The following is a 15,496-nucleotide window of genomic DNA, read 5'->3' on the forward strand; positions in this document are numbered from 1 at the left end:
GGTCACCTACCAGTAAAAGAAGACAGCGATCACATGCGCGACCAGCGCCGCGATCAGCGCGAAGGTCAGCGGCACGTGCACGTAGAGCCAGATCTGCATCAGCGCCGAAAGCTGGATGTCGCGCCGCGCCTGGCGCAGCAGGTCGACCTTCTTGGTCATCAAGGTGACCAGGCGGCGCAGGGCGGATGCCTCGGCGCCGCTCGTCTTCTCGGCCAGCCGCTCGATCGAGCGCAGCGCGGCCAAAGTCGCGCAATTCGGGTCGCGGCCCGCGAGCTGGCGCCACATGCTGCCGCCGAGCCGCGTGTCCTGGCTCGCCTGCAGCACCGCGCGGTTGATCTCCTCGCCGAGCTGCATGCTGCTTTCGCGGCAATCGCGGTCGGCGTCGGCGATCTGCTGCATCATCATGGTGAGCGTCAGGCCGCGCCGGTTCTCGGTCATCAGCCGGGGATAGCGGAGATAGGCGTAGAGCCCGAAGGCGCCGCTGGCGATCACCAGCATCATCAGCACATAGGCGAGCGTGTGCACGTTCCAGCCGAACTGGAAGCCGGTGTGCAAGGTCGCCACCACGATCAGCGAAAGGCCGAGATAGATATGGGCCGAGAGCCAGGCCTCGAGCTTGACATGGCCTTCGCCGTAGGAGCGCTTGCGCACCCCGAACCACATCAGCCACAGGATCAGCAGCGCACCGATGGTCCCGAGGCCGTAGCCGAGCCAGGTGCCGCCGTTCGGCAGGCCGCCGGCCGGATCGTGCCAAGCATAGAGCACGATGGCGACGAGGCCGAGCAGCGTCGCCGCCTTCAGGAAGCGGAACCGGTTGTAGACGACCACCGATTCGTGCATGCCCTGCCCCCCGGCCCCCGCCCTATCGCAACGCTGCGAGCGTGAGGAACTGCTTCGGATCGACGCGAATGGCGGCGCCGGTCGGGCAGGCACGCACGCAGGCGGCGCCGCCTTCCACGTCCTTGCACATATCGCATTTCACCGCGTGCTTGGTGACGCCCTCCTTCTTCACGTGGCGCAGCGACTTGTCCTCGCCGGGCCCGTGGCCGAGGCCGAACAGCAGCCAGGAGAGAAGGCCCGGCTTGTGCGGCGGCGGCGCCGCCATCTGGATCACGCCATAGGGGCAGTTGCGCTGGCAATTGCCGCAGCCGATGCAGGAATCGTTGATGAACACCTCGCCGTTCGGTGCACGGTGGATCGCGTCCGGCGGGCAATCGGCCATGCAATGCGGATGCTCACAATGCCGGCACGAGGTCGGCACGTGGATCGCGGCGAAGGTCGGTCCCGCCTCGCGGTCGAGCCTCGACATGCCGTGATGCGAGGGGATCTCGGCACAGGCCTTCTCGCAATTGTCGCAGCGCACGCAGAGGCTCTCGTCGATCAGCAGCACGTCGGTCGCCTCGCCGACGCCCTGGTTGACCAGGAACTCGATGATCGAGCCCGCTTCCGGCAGCGCCTCCATGCGGGCGTTATTCTCCAGCCGCTCGCGGAAGCGCGTCTCGACTTCGCGGCTGAGGCGCTGGTCGTGCGCCAGCAGGCGCTTGAAGGCCTCGCCGTCGAGCTTGACCGTCTCGGTCGCGACCGCGGCGCGCACCGTGGCCGAGCGCGGCGCGTCGGTGAGCAGCGCCATCTCGCCGACATAGTTTCCCGAGGCGACGTAGTTCAGCACCATGTCGCGGCCGCCGATGCGGCGCGACACCGTGACGGAGCCGGAGCGGATCAGGTGCACGCCGTCGCCCGGATCGCCCTGGTTGAACAGCACCTCGCCCTTGCCGAACCGCTGCAAGGTCGCCGTCTCGGCGAGCTCCATCAGGCTCTCGACCGGGGTGTTCGGGGCCATATAGGTCTGGATCTGCCGGATGATGGCGACGCGGTCCATCTCGCGCTTCACCGGCGCGTTGGACGCGATCAGCTTCAGCATCGTGCGCCGCGCCGTCTCGATCAGCACGGCATTGGTGCGCGCGGCCACCGTCGCGGTGCGCCGGCGGCCGGCGATCAGGCCCATCTCGCCGAAGAAGGCGCCGCGGCCCAGCACCACGACCTGCTTCGGATCGTCCGGGCTGACCTGGATCTCCACCTCGCCGTCGACGATGGTGTAGAAGGTATTCGAATAATCGTTGTGCTTGAAGATCACATCGCCCGGCTTCGGCGTATGTACCGTCGAATCCAGCATCAGCTCGCGCAGCACCAGCGGGTTCAGCTCGGCGAAGATCGGCACATTGGCGCGGATGCGGGCCAGCACGTCGTTGACCGCGACGGGGCCCAGGCCCTTGAACTTCTCCTTGAGCAGCGGCTCGTCGGCCGGCTCGATCTGGCGGCCGAGGATGAACTCGATCACCTCGAAGCCCTGGTTCATCGCCTGCTTGATCAGCGGATAGCCGCCGAGCGCGCCGATGACGTAGAGGCCGGGGACGTTGCTCTCGTAGGTCGCGCTGACTTCGGGGAGCGCCGACGGCGCCGCCGAGGGGAACTGGATGCCGCAGCCCTCGACGAACTTGCGCGGCGCCGTGGCGCCGAGCCGGGCGATGATGCGGTTGCACGGCGCCTCGACCTCGCCATCGGCGGTCTTCAGCACGATCGAGTTGGCGGTGACGCGGACCGGCGTGGCGTTGTGATAGGCCTCGACCAGGCCCTTATCGACGGCGGCGCGGATCAGGTCCAGGTTGCCCTGCTTGGCGCGGGCGAATTCGGCCGAGCGGTTGACGATGGCGACCTTGTTCTGCTTGGCCAGCGCCACGGCATTCTCGATGGCGGCGTCGCCGGCGCCGATCACGAAGATGCTTTCGCCGTCATACTCGTCGGGGTCGTCGAGCTGATACTGCACATGCGGCAGCTCGGCGCCCGGCGCTGTCATCTTGTTGAGATTGCCCTGCAACCCGATGCCGAGGACGACGTGGTCGGCCTCGATTACCGACTTGTCGGCCAGGGTGAGCTGGAAATTGCCCTTGGCGCCTTTGATCCCCGTCACTTCGGCGTTGTAGCGGATATTGACGCCCTGTTCCTTCAGCTGGCGGTCCCAGGTGCCGAGGATGTCCTCGCGGATGCCGAGCTTGAAATCGAAATCGGAGCGAAGCGGCAGGATGTCAGGCGTCGCCATGACAAGCTTGCCCTTCTGGTACTTGTAGATGGTGTCGGACGCATGAGAGGTGCGTTCCAGCAGGATATGGGAAACGTTCAGCTTCGCCGCGTGACCCGCAGCGCTGAGGCCCCCCGGCCCTGATCCGACAATGGCGACCGTGAACCGTTCGGCCATTCGACCCCCGCCCCCCAAGCGCGAGCCGCCTTCGATCCCGGTGCCGTGCATAGCGTCCGTGATCAGGCCCTCACGCCGCACCGCAGCTCACACGGGCGTCCCCGAACACCAGCGCAACACGCGGCAACCGCCTCGATTCGCGAGGCTAGTTTGAGCCGTCGGCGACTGTCAACCTAAGTCCACTAAACGACACGGAAATTACCAATTCGTTGTGCGGATGCTGCGGAGCAGCAAGAAAACCGCGGAGGACACAGAGAAGTGCGGAGGGAATGCGGCATCTGGCGCCGATCTCTTCCGCGCCTTCGGCGCCTCCGCGGTGATCCTTGATCCGGCTCAGACGACGCGGAAGTTGCGGAACTGCCAGGGATCGGAATCGACATCCTCCGGGAACGGGAAGTGGCGGCCCTGGAGCGGCGTCCAGTCGCCATAGGCGCCGACCACCTCGCCGAGATAAGGCGCGCAGATCTCCAGGATGCGTGCGTGGTCGAGCTCGTCCGCCTCCACCACGCCGGCCTTGGGGTTCTCGATCGCCCAGACCATCGCGGCGAGCACGCCGACCGTCACCTGCAGGCTGGTCGCGTTGTTGTGCGGCACGAGCCGCCGCGCCTCCTCGATCGATAGACGCGAGCCGTACCAGTAAGCATTCTTGGCGTGGCCCATCAGCAGCACGCCGAGCTCGTCGATGCCGCTGACGATCTCGTCCATCATCAGCCGCTTGCTGTCCTGCAACTGCCAGCGCTTGCCGGCCAGCTCGTGCAGCGAGATCACGGCATCGTCGCAGGGGTGATAGGCGTAGTGCACGGTCGGCCGGTAGGCCACCTTGCCGCCCTCGCGGTGCGTGAAGTAATCGGCGATCGAGATCGCCTCGTTGTGGGTGATCAGGAAGCCGACGAACGGGCCCTCCAGCGGCGTCCAGGTACGCACGCGCGTGGAGGCGCCATGGCGCTTGAGGTAGATCGCGGCGTCGCAGCCGAATTCGTGGCGCAGGCCATCGGGCGGCAGCGCCTTCTCGTGGCTGCCCCAGCCGAGCTCGGCCGGCTGCATGCCCTCGCTGTAGAAGCCGTCGATCGACCAGGTGTTGACGAACTCGCCGCGCTGCTTCGGATGCTCGGCCAGCTGGGTGTCTCGTTCGGCGATGTGGATCACCTTGACGCCGAGATCGGCGGCCAGCCTGGCCCAGCCGGCCCGGTCGGCCGGCACGGCGGCGCGGCTGCCGGTATCGCGCGCGATGTCCAGCAGCGCCTGCTTCACGAAGTGCGAGACCAGGCCGGGATTGGCGCCATGCGCGATCACCTGGGTCGCACCGCCGGCGAGCTTCGGCTTCAGCGCCAGGGCGGATTCGCGGAGCGCGTAGTTGGAGCGCTGCGACGGCGTCAACGACGGATCGGTATAGCCGCCGGGCCAGGGCTCGACGCAGGTATCGAGGTAGAAGGCGCCCTTCTCGTGGGCGAGCTGCATCAGCGCGGTGCTCGACACCTCCACCGACAGGTTGAGCAGGAAGTCGCCCTGGCCCAGCAGCGGCGACAGCACCGCGCGGTAGTTTTCCCGCGTCAGCGGCAGCACGCGGAACTCGACGCCGTATTCCTTGGCGATCTCCGCCCCCGCGTCTTCGGCGGTGATGATCACCGCGCGCGCGAGATCCACGTCGAGATGACGCTCGATCAGCGGCAGCACGCCCTTGCCGATGCTGCCGAAGCCGATCATGACGAGGCGGCCCTTCAGGCCGGCGAGCTTGGTGGTCTGGCTCATATCAATCTCCTGACGCCGGGCACTTGCCCGGCGTCCTAACACAGTTCAGCGAATGGTGAAGCGGTCGACCTAGATGCAGATGGTCTTCAGCGGCTCGAAGCCGTTGAAGCCGACCGAGGAATAGGTGCAGGTATAGGCACCGGTGGTCAGAATCTCGACCTTGTCGCCGATGGCGAGGTCGAGCGGCAGCTCGTAGCGCGTCTTCTCGTACAGGATATCGGCGCTGTCGCAGGTCGGGCCGGCCAGCACGACCGGACCGGTGCGGCCGCCGTCATGCGGCGTGCGCAAGCGGTACTTGATGCTCTCGTCCATGGTCTCGGCGAGGCCGGAAAACTTGCCGATGTCGAGATAGACCCAGCGGCGGCCGTCGCCGTCGCCCTTGTCGGAGATCAGCACGACCTCGGTCTGGATCACGCCGGCATCGCCGACGAGAGAGCGGCCGGGCTCGACGATCAGCTCGGGGATGCGGTTGCCGAAATGTCGTCGCACCGCCGCCATCACCGTGCGGGCATAAGCCTCGAGCGGCGGCACGTCGCTGCGATACTGGGCCGGAAAGCCGCCGCCCAGATTGACCATGCGCAGGTCGACGTCGCGCTCGCGCAGGATCGAGAACAACGACGACACGCGGCCGAGCGCGGTGTCCCACTGCGACAGGTCGGTCTGCTGCGAGCCGACATGGAAGGAAAGGCCATAGGCGTCGAGGCCGAGCTCGCGCGCCTGCACCATCAGGTCGGCCGCCATCTTGGGCGAGCAGCCGAACTTCCGGGAAAGCGGCCATTCGGCGCCCTCGCACTCCATCAGCACGCGGCAGAACACTTTCGCGCCCGGCGCCGCCTGGGCGAGCTTGCGCAACTCCGCCTCGCTGTCGAAGGCGAAGAGCCGCACGCCCTTCTCATAGGCATAGGCGATGTCGGCCGCCTTCTTGATCGTGTTGCCGAAGGAGATGCGGTCGGCCTTGGCGCCCTGCTTCAGGCAGAGGTCGATCTCCTGCCGGCTCGCGGTATCGAAGCTGGAGCCGAGCTTGTTCAGCCGCTTGACGACCGGCGCCAGCGGGTTCGCCTTCACGGCGTAGAAGATCCGCGCCTCCGGCAGCAGATCGCGGAGCTGGATGTAGCCCTCCTCCACCGCGTCGACATCGACGATCAGGCAGGGGGTCGGGGGGCGGGCGTCCTGGAGGTAGCGGGAGATCTTGGCGTTCATCGGTCTGAACCCTCGGCCGCCCCGGCGCGCGGGACGGCTGCATGGAGTGATGTGCAGGGAGAGCGACGCGCGAGCGACCCGGCTCACGACGCCACGCGGCAGCGACGGGTCACTGCCGCGAGCACATACTTGAAAGTGGGTTCTTCCGACCGATGAGATGCAGATAAGCCAGTCGCGCGGCGCGGCGCGAGGCGGCGCAGGTCACATCGAGCGACGGGATGACGGCAAGCGCGGCCTTGCGGCCCAGCTGGTCCAACATCGTAAGTTCCCTCTCAGAACCGGCGCCGAGGTCATCGTGCCGGACGTTCCAAAAAGGACGCCTAACGTCGTTGCATAACCACTGTGGGCCATAGGCACGTGCGGGTGCGTCTGAAATCGGCTTATAAGGCAGAGAGCGCGGGGTGCAATAAGAAATTTGCCCCGGCGTGATTTTTTTCTTCACCATTCGCTTACCACGACGCCGCCACCTGGCCCGCATGCTTCCATCCAACCGCGAAGCGCAGAACGAAAGCACGGCGCGGCTGCGCGCCATCGGGCTCGCGCTGGCCGGCATCGCCCTGTTCGGCCTGCTCGACATGCAGGCGAAGGTGCTGGGCGCGCTCTATCCGGTGCCGGAAGTGGTGTGGGCGCGCTATGCCGGCCACTGCCTGCTGATGCTGATCGTGCTGGGGCCGCGGCATGGGCGCGGCCTCGTGCGCACCAGGCGCCTCGGCGTGCAGCTGGTGCGCGGCGTGCTGCTGCTGCTCTCGACCGGGTTCTTCTTCACCGCCCTTTCCTACCTGCCGCTGGCCGAAGCGGCGGCGATCGGCTTCGTCGCGCCGCTGCTTGTGACCTTGCTGTCGATCCCGATGCTGGGCGAGCGGGTCGGCTGGCGCCGGCTTACCGCCGTCGCGGTCGGCTTCGGCGGCGTGCTGGTGATCCTCAGGCCCGGCGGGTCGCTGTTCACCCCGGCGGCGCTGCTGCCGCTCTGCACCGCCGTCACCTACGGCCTGTACCAGATCCTGACCCGCCGGATCGGCACCAGCGAGAACCCGGTGGCGAGCCTGTTCTACACCTCGCTGGTCGGCGCACTGGCGGTAACCATGGTGGTGCCCTTCGTCTGGGTCACCCCGGACTGGCGCCACGCCCCGATGTTTCTGGCACTCGGGGTGTGCGGCGGGCTCGGGCATTTCCTGATGATCCGGGCGCTGCAGCTGGCTCCGGTCTCGCTGATCGCCCCGTTCGGCTATTCGGCCATCATCTGGTCGCTGCTGTTCGGCTGGCTGATCTTCGGCCAATTTCCCGACCGGTATTCCCTGGTCGGCATCGCCATCGTGATCGGCAGCGGGCTTTATGTCGCCTACCGGGAAAGCGTCCGGCTGAGGGCGCTCAGGGCCGAGTCGCGGGCGGATTGACGGGCTTCTCCGGGCGCCCCGGGGGAGGCTATAGTGCGCTGCATCAAAGCGAAGGTCCGGCCCCCTGCAGGCGCCGGAAAGCCGGAAGGAAACCGCATGAGCAACACCGCAAATGTCGTCGTGGGCAACAAGAAGACCGATCTCCCGGTGCTGAGCGGGACGGCGGGCCCGCAGGTCGTCGACATCCGAAAGCTCTACAACGATACCGGCTACTTCACGTTCGATCCCGGCTTCATCGCCACCGCTTCCTGCGAGAGCAAGATCACCTATATCGACGGCGACGAGGGCGTGCTGCTCTATCGCGGCTACCCGATCGAGCAGCTGGCCGAGCACTCCGATTTCACCGAGGTCCAGTACCTCCTCCTGCATGGCGAGTTGCCGACCGCCAAGCAGAAGCAGGAATTCGAGCGCACCATCACGCTCCACACCATGGTGCATGACCAGCTGACCCGCTTCTTCAACGGGTTTCGGCGCGACGCCCATCCGATGGGGGTGATGGTGGGCACGGTCGGCGCGCTGTCGGCCTTTTATCACGACAGCCTCGACATCAACGACCCGCAGCATCGGCTGATCTCGTCGCACCGCCTGATCGCCAAGATCCCGACGATCGCGGCCATGGCCTACAAATACTCTGTCGGCCAGCCCTTCGTTTATCCGAAGAACAACCTGAAGTACGCCGAGAACTTCCTGAACATGATGTTCTCGGTGCCGTGCGAGGAATACAAGATCAGCCCGACGCTGGCCAAGGCGATGGACCTGATCTTCATCCTGCACGCCGATCACGAGCAGAACGCCTCGACATCGACGGTTCGCCTCGCCGGCTCCTCCGGCGCCAATCCGTTCGCCTGCATCGCCGCCGGCATCGCCTGCCTGTGGGGCCCCAGCCATGGCGGCGCCAACGAGGCGGTGCTGAAGATGCTTCACGAGATCGGCTCGGCCGACAAGGTGAAGGACTTCCTCGGCAAGGTGAAGGACAAGGGCGACAACACCAAGCTGATGGGCTTCGGCCACCGGGTCTACAAGAACTTCGACCCGCGCGCGACGGTGATGCGCGAGACCTGCCACAAGGTGCTGGCCGAGCTCGGCGTGAAGAACGACCCGCTGCTCAAGCTCGCCATGGAGCTGGAGAAGATCGCGCTCGAGGACAAGTACTTCGTCGACCGCAAGCTCTATCCGAACGTCGACTTCTATTCCGGCATCATCTTGCGCGCGATGGGCTTCCCGACGGCGATGTTCACCGTGCTGTTCGCGGTGGCGCGCACCACCGGCTGGATCGCGCAGTGGAACGAGATGATCGAGGACCCGGCGCAGAAGATCGGCCGGCCGCGCCAGCTCTACACCGGCGCGGCGCAGCGCGACTACGTGCCGATCGCCAAGCGTGGCTGAGGCAATGATGATGGCGCCGACCCGCGCCCGCAGCACCCCGCCCCCGCCGCTGCCGCCGGCACCGGCGGGCGAGGTGCGCCGGCCAGCGCTGCAGTTTCCGGCGAACGACAATCGCCCGAAGCTGCGCGGCATCCTGCTCGCGATCGCCGCCGGCCTTGCCTTCGCCATAGCGTATATGGTTTTCGCGGCGCTTTGATCGCGCGGCCGAGTGGCGTGCCAAGGTGCGGAACGGGTGGCAGGCATCGGAGGTTTGGTGATGGTGACCCGGCGTAGTTTTCTCGGTGTCGCGGCAGGCGGCGCAGCGCTGACCGGCCTCGCTGGCCCGGCCGCCGCCTTCCGCATCCAGGAGGCGAGCGAAGAGATCAAGGCGGTTCGCTTCGGCGCCTGCGGCGCCGCGCCCGAAGGCGCCGAGCATGACAGGATCCGCGCCGAGATCGCCCGCCTGCTCGGCGAGCCCGCCACACCAGCGACGGAGCGCGAGCGGCTCAGCCGCGGCATGGTCTGCCCGCTCTGCGGCGGGCTGGTCGGCCCCGGCTGCTAGCGCCCGCTTGCGCCGCCTCACCGCTGCGGCGCTGATCCTGGCCCTTGCCGGGCCGGCCTGGGCACATCCGCATTCCTATCTCGACGCAAGCCTCGGCCTCGTTCTCGCCGACGGGCGCGTTGCCGCGGTTGAGGTGACTTGGCTGTTCGACGAGCTCGACACCGAGATCGCCCTCGACGGCAACGACAAGAACGGCGACGGCAAGCTGGACGCGGCCGAGCTCGACGACCTCGCCACGCGCATGCAGAAGCACATCGCCACCCAACAGTTCCATACCCATCTCCGGGTCGACGGCAAGGTGGTGCCGATCACCGGGATCGACCGCCTGCGCCTCACGATGCAGGACAAGCGCATGCGGGCGCGCTTCCGCGCCACCCTGGCGGAGCCGGTCGATCCGCGCGCGCGCAAGGTGACGATCGGCCTCTACGACGACAGCTACTACATCCAGTTCGGTTTCGACCCGGCGCGCGACCTCAAGCTCGACGGCGCCCTGCCGCAGGGCTGCCGCGTCGTCACCTATGCCGACCGGACGGTGACCATTTTCGAGGTCGTCGGCAGCAAGGTGCATCCGACGGTGACCGGGATCGAATGTGACAAGTAGGCAGGTTGTCGCCGGGCTGGGCCTCGCCGCCGTGCTGCTGCTCGGCGCGGCCGTCCTGATGCCCGACCTTGTCCCGCTGCGCTGGCTCGACGATCTCGGTGCCCGTGCGCTTGCCGCCCAGCGTGAGCATCTGGTCGAAATGCGCCGTGCCGTGCGCGCGCTCCGTAGCGCCGACAGCTGGGCACCGCTGACCGCCCTGCTCGGCGGCGCCTTCCTCTACGGCGTGCTGCATGCGATCGGTCCCGGCCATGGCAAGGCGGTGATCGCCGCCTACGCGGTGGCCGACCGCGCGACCTTGCGCCGCGGCCTGCTGGCGACCGCGATCGCCTCGCTGGCGCAGGGCATGAGCGCCATCCTGCTGGTCGGTCTGCTCGCGCTGATCCTCGGCCTCGGCCGCGGCGAGGTCGAGCGCTGGGCGCTGCAGGTCGAGCTTGGCGCCACCGCGCTGATCGCGCTGTTCGGCCTCGCCAAGGCAGGCCTCGCCGCCGCCGGTCACCAGCACGAACACTGCCATGGGCACGGTCACGGCTGCAGTCACGGGCACCACCGCGACGACGGCCACGATCGTGCGCAAAGCCGCGCGCCCGGCTCGCTCTGGGCGGTCGCGCTGGCGGTCGGCATCCGGCCCTGTACCGGCGCCATCGTGCTGCTGCTGTTCTGTCTGACCCAGGGCCTGTTCGTCGCCGGCATGCTCGGCACGCTCGCCATGTCGGCCGGCACCGCCATCACCGTCGGGCTGCTCGCCGTCGCGGCGGTCTATGCGCGCGGCGCGGCCAGCGCGATAGCGGGCGACGGCAAGGCAGCGGCGCTGCTGCATCGCGGCCTCGCCGTCGGCGGCTGGCTCACGGTCGCGCTGTTCGGCGCGGCGCTGTTCCTCGCCGCCTGGCGGGCGCCCGCCACCAGCATGTTCTAGAGCGAGCGCCGGCCTTAGAAGTGCAGCTCGTAGGTGAGGCGCGCGCCGAGTGCGTGGATCACCGGCTCGCCCTGCGCCTTCTCGCGCTTCCAGGCGACCTGCGCCTTCAGGCCGAAATCGAAGGTGTAGCCGAGCAGCAGCGAGTAGAGCGTGTCGGTGTAATCGCGGCCGAAGGTGCCGGAACCGTCGTTCGGCTCGTCGACATGGCGGCCGGTGCGCGCGGCGACCAGGCTCCATTCGCGCCAATCCAGCTGCAGCGCCGTGGTGAGATGGGTCGCATGATCGGTGCCGCCGCCGAAATGGCGGAAATAGGCGAGTTCCGCCAGCGGCGTCAGCGTCATCTCGTGGCCGAGATCGAAGGCCCATTGCAGGCCGCCGACATAGCCCTTCTCGGCGCGGGCCTCGGTGACACCCTTGGCGAGCCGGCTGTAGCCGAGGTGGTAGCTCAAGCCCTCCAGCATCGGGAACTGGTCGCCGTCGAGGGTGAAGGTGTAGCTGGAGAAATCGTGCGTGTTTCCCGGCCCGCCCTGGGAGCGGCGCGTGCGCTTTACACGGTCGGTATCCTCGTTGCCGAAGCGTGGTCTGGCGAAGGCCGAGTTGGAGAGGAAACTGTTGTCGGCATGGAACAGCGTCGCACCGAAGGTATGCGTGCCGAGGGAGAGCGTCTCCAATGTCGCCGCGCCGCCGATGCCGAGCGCCTCGGTGCGCTCGTAATCCTCGGCGAAGCCGCGCTGGAACAGCTCCGACAGACGGTCCCAGGCGGTGCCGAAGGGCGGGTTGAACTTGCCGCCATAGAGCCGGAACCAGTCGTGCTCGATATTGATGTAGAGCTCCTCGATGAAGGCGCCCTCGTCCTCGAAGGCGCGGCTCTCCGTCGCCACACGGACCGGCTCGAGCTTCAGCACCGATTGCAGCGACAGCCATTCGGTGACGAACAGGCCGGCGCCCACCTCCACCTCGGCGAAGGTGTCGTGAATCTTCTTCGCGGCGCGGCTGCCGACCGTCTTCTCGCTCTGCAGGCTGAGCTCGGCTTCCACTGTCAGGCGCGGATAGCTCAGTGCCCCGTCGTCATCCGCCGTCGCATCGCCCGCCGCCGCGCCCGCGGCCACCAGTGCGGCCGCGCCCACCACTCCTCTGCGAAACATGCTTTCCCCGCGATCAGTTCGCCGCCATGCCGGCGACCAGGACCTTCACGTTGTGCTCGAACATGCCGAGATAGGTCGGCGCCGGGCCATCCTTCGGCGACAGCGCATCGGCATAGAGCGTGCCGCCGGCGGCGCCGCCGGCCTCCTTGGCGATCTGCTCGATCAGGCGCGCATCGGTCATGTTCTCGACGAACACAGCCCGTACCCCCTCGCGGCGCATCTGCCGCACGATGCGCGCCACATCCGCCGCCGAGGCCTCGGCCTCGGTTGAAATGCCGACCGCGGCGACGAAGGTGATGCCATACGCCGCGCCGAAATAGCCGAAGGCATCATGCGAGGTAATAACCTTGCGTTTGTCGGGCGCAATGGTGCCGATCCGGACGCGCACATCGCGGTCCATGGCGTCGATCCTTGCCAGATAGGCGGCGAGATTCCGCTCGTAGGTCGCCGCGCCGGCCGGATCGGCCGCGGCAAGCCCCTTGGCGATGTTGACCGCATAGAGCCTGCCGTTGGCCAGATCCTGCCAAGCATGCGGGTCCGCCACGGTGGGCGGCCGGGTGATGCCCTTCTGCATGCGGCCACCCCGGGACTGTCCCTGGCCGTGCTCATGCTCCTCGGCCATCTCGCGCCGCTTCACGCCCTCGCTCGCGGTGATGGTGACGCCCTGGAAGCCCGAAGCGCGGACCAGCCGCCCCATCCAGCCTTCAAAGCCGAGGCCGTTCACCACCAGCATCTTTGCGGCGGTGAGGGTGCGCGCATCTGCGGGCGAAGGCTGGAACACATGCGCGTCGCCGTCCGGCCCGACCAGCGCGGTCACCGCGACGCGGTCGCCACCGATCTGCCGCACCATATCGGCCAGGATGCTGAAGCTCGCCACCACGGGCAGCTTCTCCTGTGCGGCGGCGGCGGGCGCCAGCGCAAGGCCGAACATTGCCGCGAGCAGGCTGCGCCTGTTCATCGTCCCATCCCCTTACCCTCTTCCCAAGCCGTCAGGCCACCCGGTGGCGCAAGGCCGGACGGCGCGACAGCACGCCGCCATTCGGCCCGAACACGAGCGAGATCACGTAGAAAGCGCCGGCCGTCAGGATGATCGAGGGTCCGGAGGGCAGATCGGCGTGGTACGAGACGAGCAGGCCCGCCGCGCCGCTGACGCAGCCGATCGCGCTGGCGATCGCGGCCATGCTCCAGACCTGCCGGCCCCAGAGCCGCGCGGCCGCCGCCGGCAGCATCATCAGCCCGACCGCCATCAAGGTGCCGAGCGCGAGGAATCCGGCGACCAGGTTCAGCACCACGAGGCCGACCAGGGCGAGGTGATAGACCGCGCCGCGCTCCCCCATCGCCGCCAGGAAATCCGGATCGAAGCTCTCGACCACCAGCGGCCGGTAGATCGCGGCCACGGCAAGCAGGGTCACGGTGGCGATCGCCGCCACCAGCAGCAGCGCAGCGTCGTCCACCGCCAGCACGCTGCCGAACAGCACATGCATCAGGTCGACATTGCTGCCGCGGGTCGAGACCAGCAGCACGCCGAGCGCCAGCGAGATCAGGTAGAAGGCGGCGAAGCTCGCATCCTCCCGCAGCACCGAATGCCGGGTGACGATGCCGGCCAGCGCCGCGGTGAGCAGACCGGCGACCAGGCCGCCAGCGCTCATCGCCGGCAGCGACAGGCCGGCGATCAGGAAGCCGATCGCGGCGCCCGGCAGCACGGCATGGCTCAACGCATCGCCGATCAGGCTCATCCGCCGCAGCAGCAGGAACACGCCGACCGGGCCGCCGCCCAGCGCCAGCGCCATGCAACCGATCAGCGCACGGCGCATGAAGCCGAACTCGATGAACGGCGCCACCACGAAGGTGGCAGGCCAGGCCAGTACCTCGCTCATGCCGCGTCGCGTTCGCAGAACGGCGCATGGTCGTCCCAGCCGGCGGCCATGCTGCGCGCCTTCAGCTGGTTCGCCGCGGTCAGCACGCCGTCGGTCGCACCCCAACCGACCAGCTCGCGCGCCATCAGCAAAGTCTCCGGGAAGTGCTGCCGCACCTGCTCCAGATCGTGCAGCACGGCGATCACCGTCCGCTGCTCGGCATGCCAGCGCCGCACGAGGTCCAGGAGATCGGCCGTGGTCTTCGCGTCGATCGCGTTGAACGGCTCGTCCAGCAGGACGACGCGGCAATCCTGCAGCAGCACGCGGGCGAACAGCACGCGCTGGAACTGGCCGGCGGAGAGCGAGCCGATCTGCCGCTCCTCGTACCCGGCCATGCCGACGGCGGCCAACGCCTCGCCGGCCTTCGCCCGCATCGCACGGGTCACCCCGAAGAAACCGCGCACCTTGCCCCAATGGCCGAGCAGCACGGTGTCCAGCACCGAGATGGGAAAGCCGCGGTCGAGGGCGGCCTGCTGCGGCAGGTAGCCGATTTCCCGCCGCTTCAGGCCACCGAGATCGATCTCGCCACCGCTGACCGGCAGGGTGCCTGCGATGGCGCGCAGCAGCGTCGTCTTGCCGGCGCCGTTCGGCCCGACCACGGCGGTCAGCGAGCCCGGCCTGAACTCGCCGGAAAGGTGATGCACGGCCGGATGGCGGTCATAGGTGACCGTCAGGTCGCGCACCCGCACCGCCCGGACATCCGCCGCGATCATGGGCTGAGCGCCCACCAGACCGCGAGCCAGAGCAGCGCGATCAGGCCGGCGACAACGGCGAGCCGAGCGCCCGCGCCTGCCGAGAGTACGCTCGCCACGACCGGCGGCGCCGCAACCGCGCGGTGGCGATGCCCGGCCTCAGTTCCGTCCATGCTGTCCGGTTCCGCTAACATAACGTGATACTATAGCGTTGAGCCGAGGCCAAGCAACGGCGAAATGTTACTTTATTGCATTTTGTCGGCCGGTGCCTGGCCGGGTCAGGCCCGTTGGATCAGCTCGATCTTGTAGCCGTCCGGATCTTCGACAAACGCGATGTGGGTGGTGCCGTGCTTCATCGGCCCGGGCGGCCGCGGCACGCTCACGCCGGCCTTCTGCAGCGCTTCGCAGGCGGCATAGATATCTGGCATGCCGAGCGCGATATGGCCGTAGCCGCTGCCGATCGTATAGGGCTCGGCCTGGTCCCAGTTGTGCGTCAGCTCGATCACGGCGGTGTCCTTCTCGTCGCCGTAGCCGACGAAGGCGAGAGTGAAGCGCCCGCCTGGATAGTCGTTCTTGCGCAGCAGCTTCATGCCGAGCAGATCGGTGTAGAAATGCAGCGACTTATCAAGGTCGCGTACCCTCAGCATGGTGTGCAGCAGGCGACCGGAAATGGCGTTGCTCATTCTCGACCCCGTCATTCGTTGCG

At 67.7% G+C, this 15,496-nt stretch carries 17 protein-coding genes; 6 read left to right on the forward strand and 11 right to left on the reverse strand.

Annotation, left to right across the window (positions count from 1 at the left end):
- Nucleotides 1-6 precede the first annotated feature (6 nt).
- From DT074_RS07500 to DT074_RS27935, 5 genes are all read right to left on the reverse strand, one after another.
- On the reverse strand, nucleotides 7-840 hold the full coding sequence (locus DT074_RS07500) for a hypothetical protein (RefSeq protein WP_119419214.1): 834 nt from the start codon (nucleotides 838-840) through the stop codon (nucleotides 7-9).
- A gap of 22 nt (nucleotides 841-862) precedes the next feature.
- Entirely contained in the window at nucleotides 863-3,253 is a 2,391-nt protein-coding gene (locus tag DT074_RS07505; protein ID WP_119419215.1) for a cyclic nucleotide-binding domain-containing protein, read from the reverse strand.
- A gap of 333 nt (nucleotides 3,254-3,586) precedes the next feature.
- Nucleotides 3,587-5,002: a homospermidine synthase gene (locus DT074_RS07510; RefSeq protein ID WP_119419216.1), complete on the reverse strand. Its 1,416-nt coding sequence runs from the start codon at nucleotides 5,000-5,002 to the stop codon at nucleotides 3,587-3,589.
- A gap of 69 nt (nucleotides 5,003-5,071) precedes the next feature.
- Nucleotides 5,072-6,202 (reverse strand): type III PLP-dependent enzyme, encoded by a 1,131-nt coding sequence (locus tag DT074_RS07515; protein WP_119419217.1) that lies wholly within the window; start codon nucleotides 6,200-6,202, stop codon nucleotides 5,072-5,074.
- A 109-nt stretch (nucleotides 6,203-6,311) separates the two neighbouring features.
- Entirely contained in the window at nucleotides 6,312-6,461 is a 150-nt protein-coding gene (locus DT074_RS27935) for a hypothetical protein (RefSeq protein WP_162914703.1), read from the reverse strand.
- A gap of 217 nt (nucleotides 6,462-6,678) precedes the next feature.
- Between DT074_RS27935 and DT074_RS07520 the strand changes: the two genes are divergently transcribed.
- From DT074_RS07520 to DT074_RS07540, 6 genes are all read left to right on the forward strand, one after another.
- Nucleotides 6,679-7,596, forward strand: a complete 918-nt coding sequence (locus tag DT074_RS07520) for a DMT family transporter (RefSeq protein WP_119419218.1) — start codon at nucleotides 6,679-6,681, stop codon at nucleotides 7,594-7,596.
- Nucleotides 7,597-7,692: 96 nt separating this feature from the next.
- Entirely contained in the window at nucleotides 7,693-8,982 is a 1,290-nt protein-coding gene (gene gltA, locus DT074_RS07525; protein ID WP_119419219.1) for a citrate synthase, read from the forward strand.
- A gap of 7 nt (nucleotides 8,983-8,989) precedes the next feature.
- Nucleotides 8,990-9,178, forward strand: a complete 189-nt coding sequence (locus DT074_RS07530; protein WP_162914704.1) for a hypothetical protein — start codon at nucleotides 8,990-8,992, stop codon at nucleotides 9,176-9,178.
- Between the two features lie 60 nt (nucleotides 9,179-9,238).
- Nucleotides 9,239-9,523, forward strand: a complete 285-nt coding sequence (locus tag DT074_RS27940) for a hypothetical protein (protein ID WP_162914705.1) — start codon at nucleotides 9,239-9,241, stop codon at nucleotides 9,521-9,523.
- 7 nt (nucleotides 9,524-9,530) lie between these two features.
- Complete coding sequence (locus DT074_RS07535; RefSeq protein WP_162914706.1) at nucleotides 9,531-10,124, forward strand: DUF1007 family protein; 594 nt, start codon at nucleotides 9,531-9,533, stop codon at nucleotides 10,122-10,124.
- Nucleotides 10,114-11,037 carry a nickel/cobalt transporter gene (locus DT074_RS07540; RefSeq protein WP_162914707.1) on the forward strand — a complete coding sequence of 308 codons (924 nt, stop codon included), beginning with the start codon at nucleotides 10,114-10,116 and terminating at the stop codon, nucleotides 11,035-11,037. The genes DT074_RS07535 and DT074_RS07540 overlap by 11 nt, the downstream gene beginning before the upstream one ends.
- A gap of 14 nt (nucleotides 11,038-11,051) precedes the next feature.
- On the opposite strand, the gene DT074_RS07545 is transcribed toward DT074_RS07540, so the two are convergent.
- From DT074_RS07545 to gloA, 6 genes are all read right to left on the reverse strand, one after another.
- Entirely contained in the window at nucleotides 11,052-12,182 is a 1,131-nt protein-coding gene (locus tag DT074_RS07545; RefSeq protein ID WP_162914708.1) for a hypothetical protein, read from the reverse strand.
- 13 nt (nucleotides 12,183-12,195) lie between these two features.
- Nucleotides 12,196-13,140 (reverse strand): metal ABC transporter substrate-binding protein, encoded by a 945-nt coding sequence (locus DT074_RS07550; RefSeq protein WP_119419224.1) that lies wholly within the window; start codon nucleotides 13,138-13,140, stop codon nucleotides 12,196-12,198.
- Nucleotides 13,141-13,171: 31 nt separating this feature from the next.
- A complete protein-coding gene (locus DT074_RS07555; protein WP_119419225.1) occupies nucleotides 13,172-14,059 on the reverse strand; it encodes a metal ABC transporter permease in 888 nt (295 codons plus the stop codon).
- On the reverse strand, nucleotides 14,056-14,811 hold the full coding sequence (locus DT074_RS07560; protein ID WP_119419299.1) for a metal ABC transporter ATP-binding protein: 756 nt from the start codon (nucleotides 14,809-14,811) through the stop codon (nucleotides 14,056-14,058). Before DT074_RS07560 ends, DT074_RS07555 begins: the two co-directional genes overlap by 4 nt.
- Nucleotides 14,808-14,963 carry a hypothetical protein gene (locus DT074_RS27945; RefSeq protein WP_162914700.1) on the reverse strand — a complete coding sequence of 52 codons (156 nt, stop codon included), beginning with the start codon at nucleotides 14,961-14,963 and terminating at the stop codon, nucleotides 14,808-14,810. Before DT074_RS27945 ends, DT074_RS07560 begins: the two co-directional genes overlap by 4 nt.
- A 105-nt stretch (nucleotides 14,964-15,068) precedes the next feature.
- Nucleotides 15,069-15,473, reverse strand: coding sequence for a lactoylglutathione lyase (gloA, locus tag DT074_RS07565; protein WP_119419226.1), 405 nt, complete (start codon nucleotides 15,471-15,473; stop codon nucleotides 15,069-15,071).
- Nucleotides 15,474-15,496 lie beyond the last annotated feature (23 nt).

It is taken from the genome of Desertibaculum subflavum, assembly GCA_003576705.1.
Classification (GTDB): Bacteria; Pseudomonadota; Alphaproteobacteria; order Ferrovibrionales; family Ferrovibrionaceae; genus Desertibaculum; species Desertibaculum subflavum.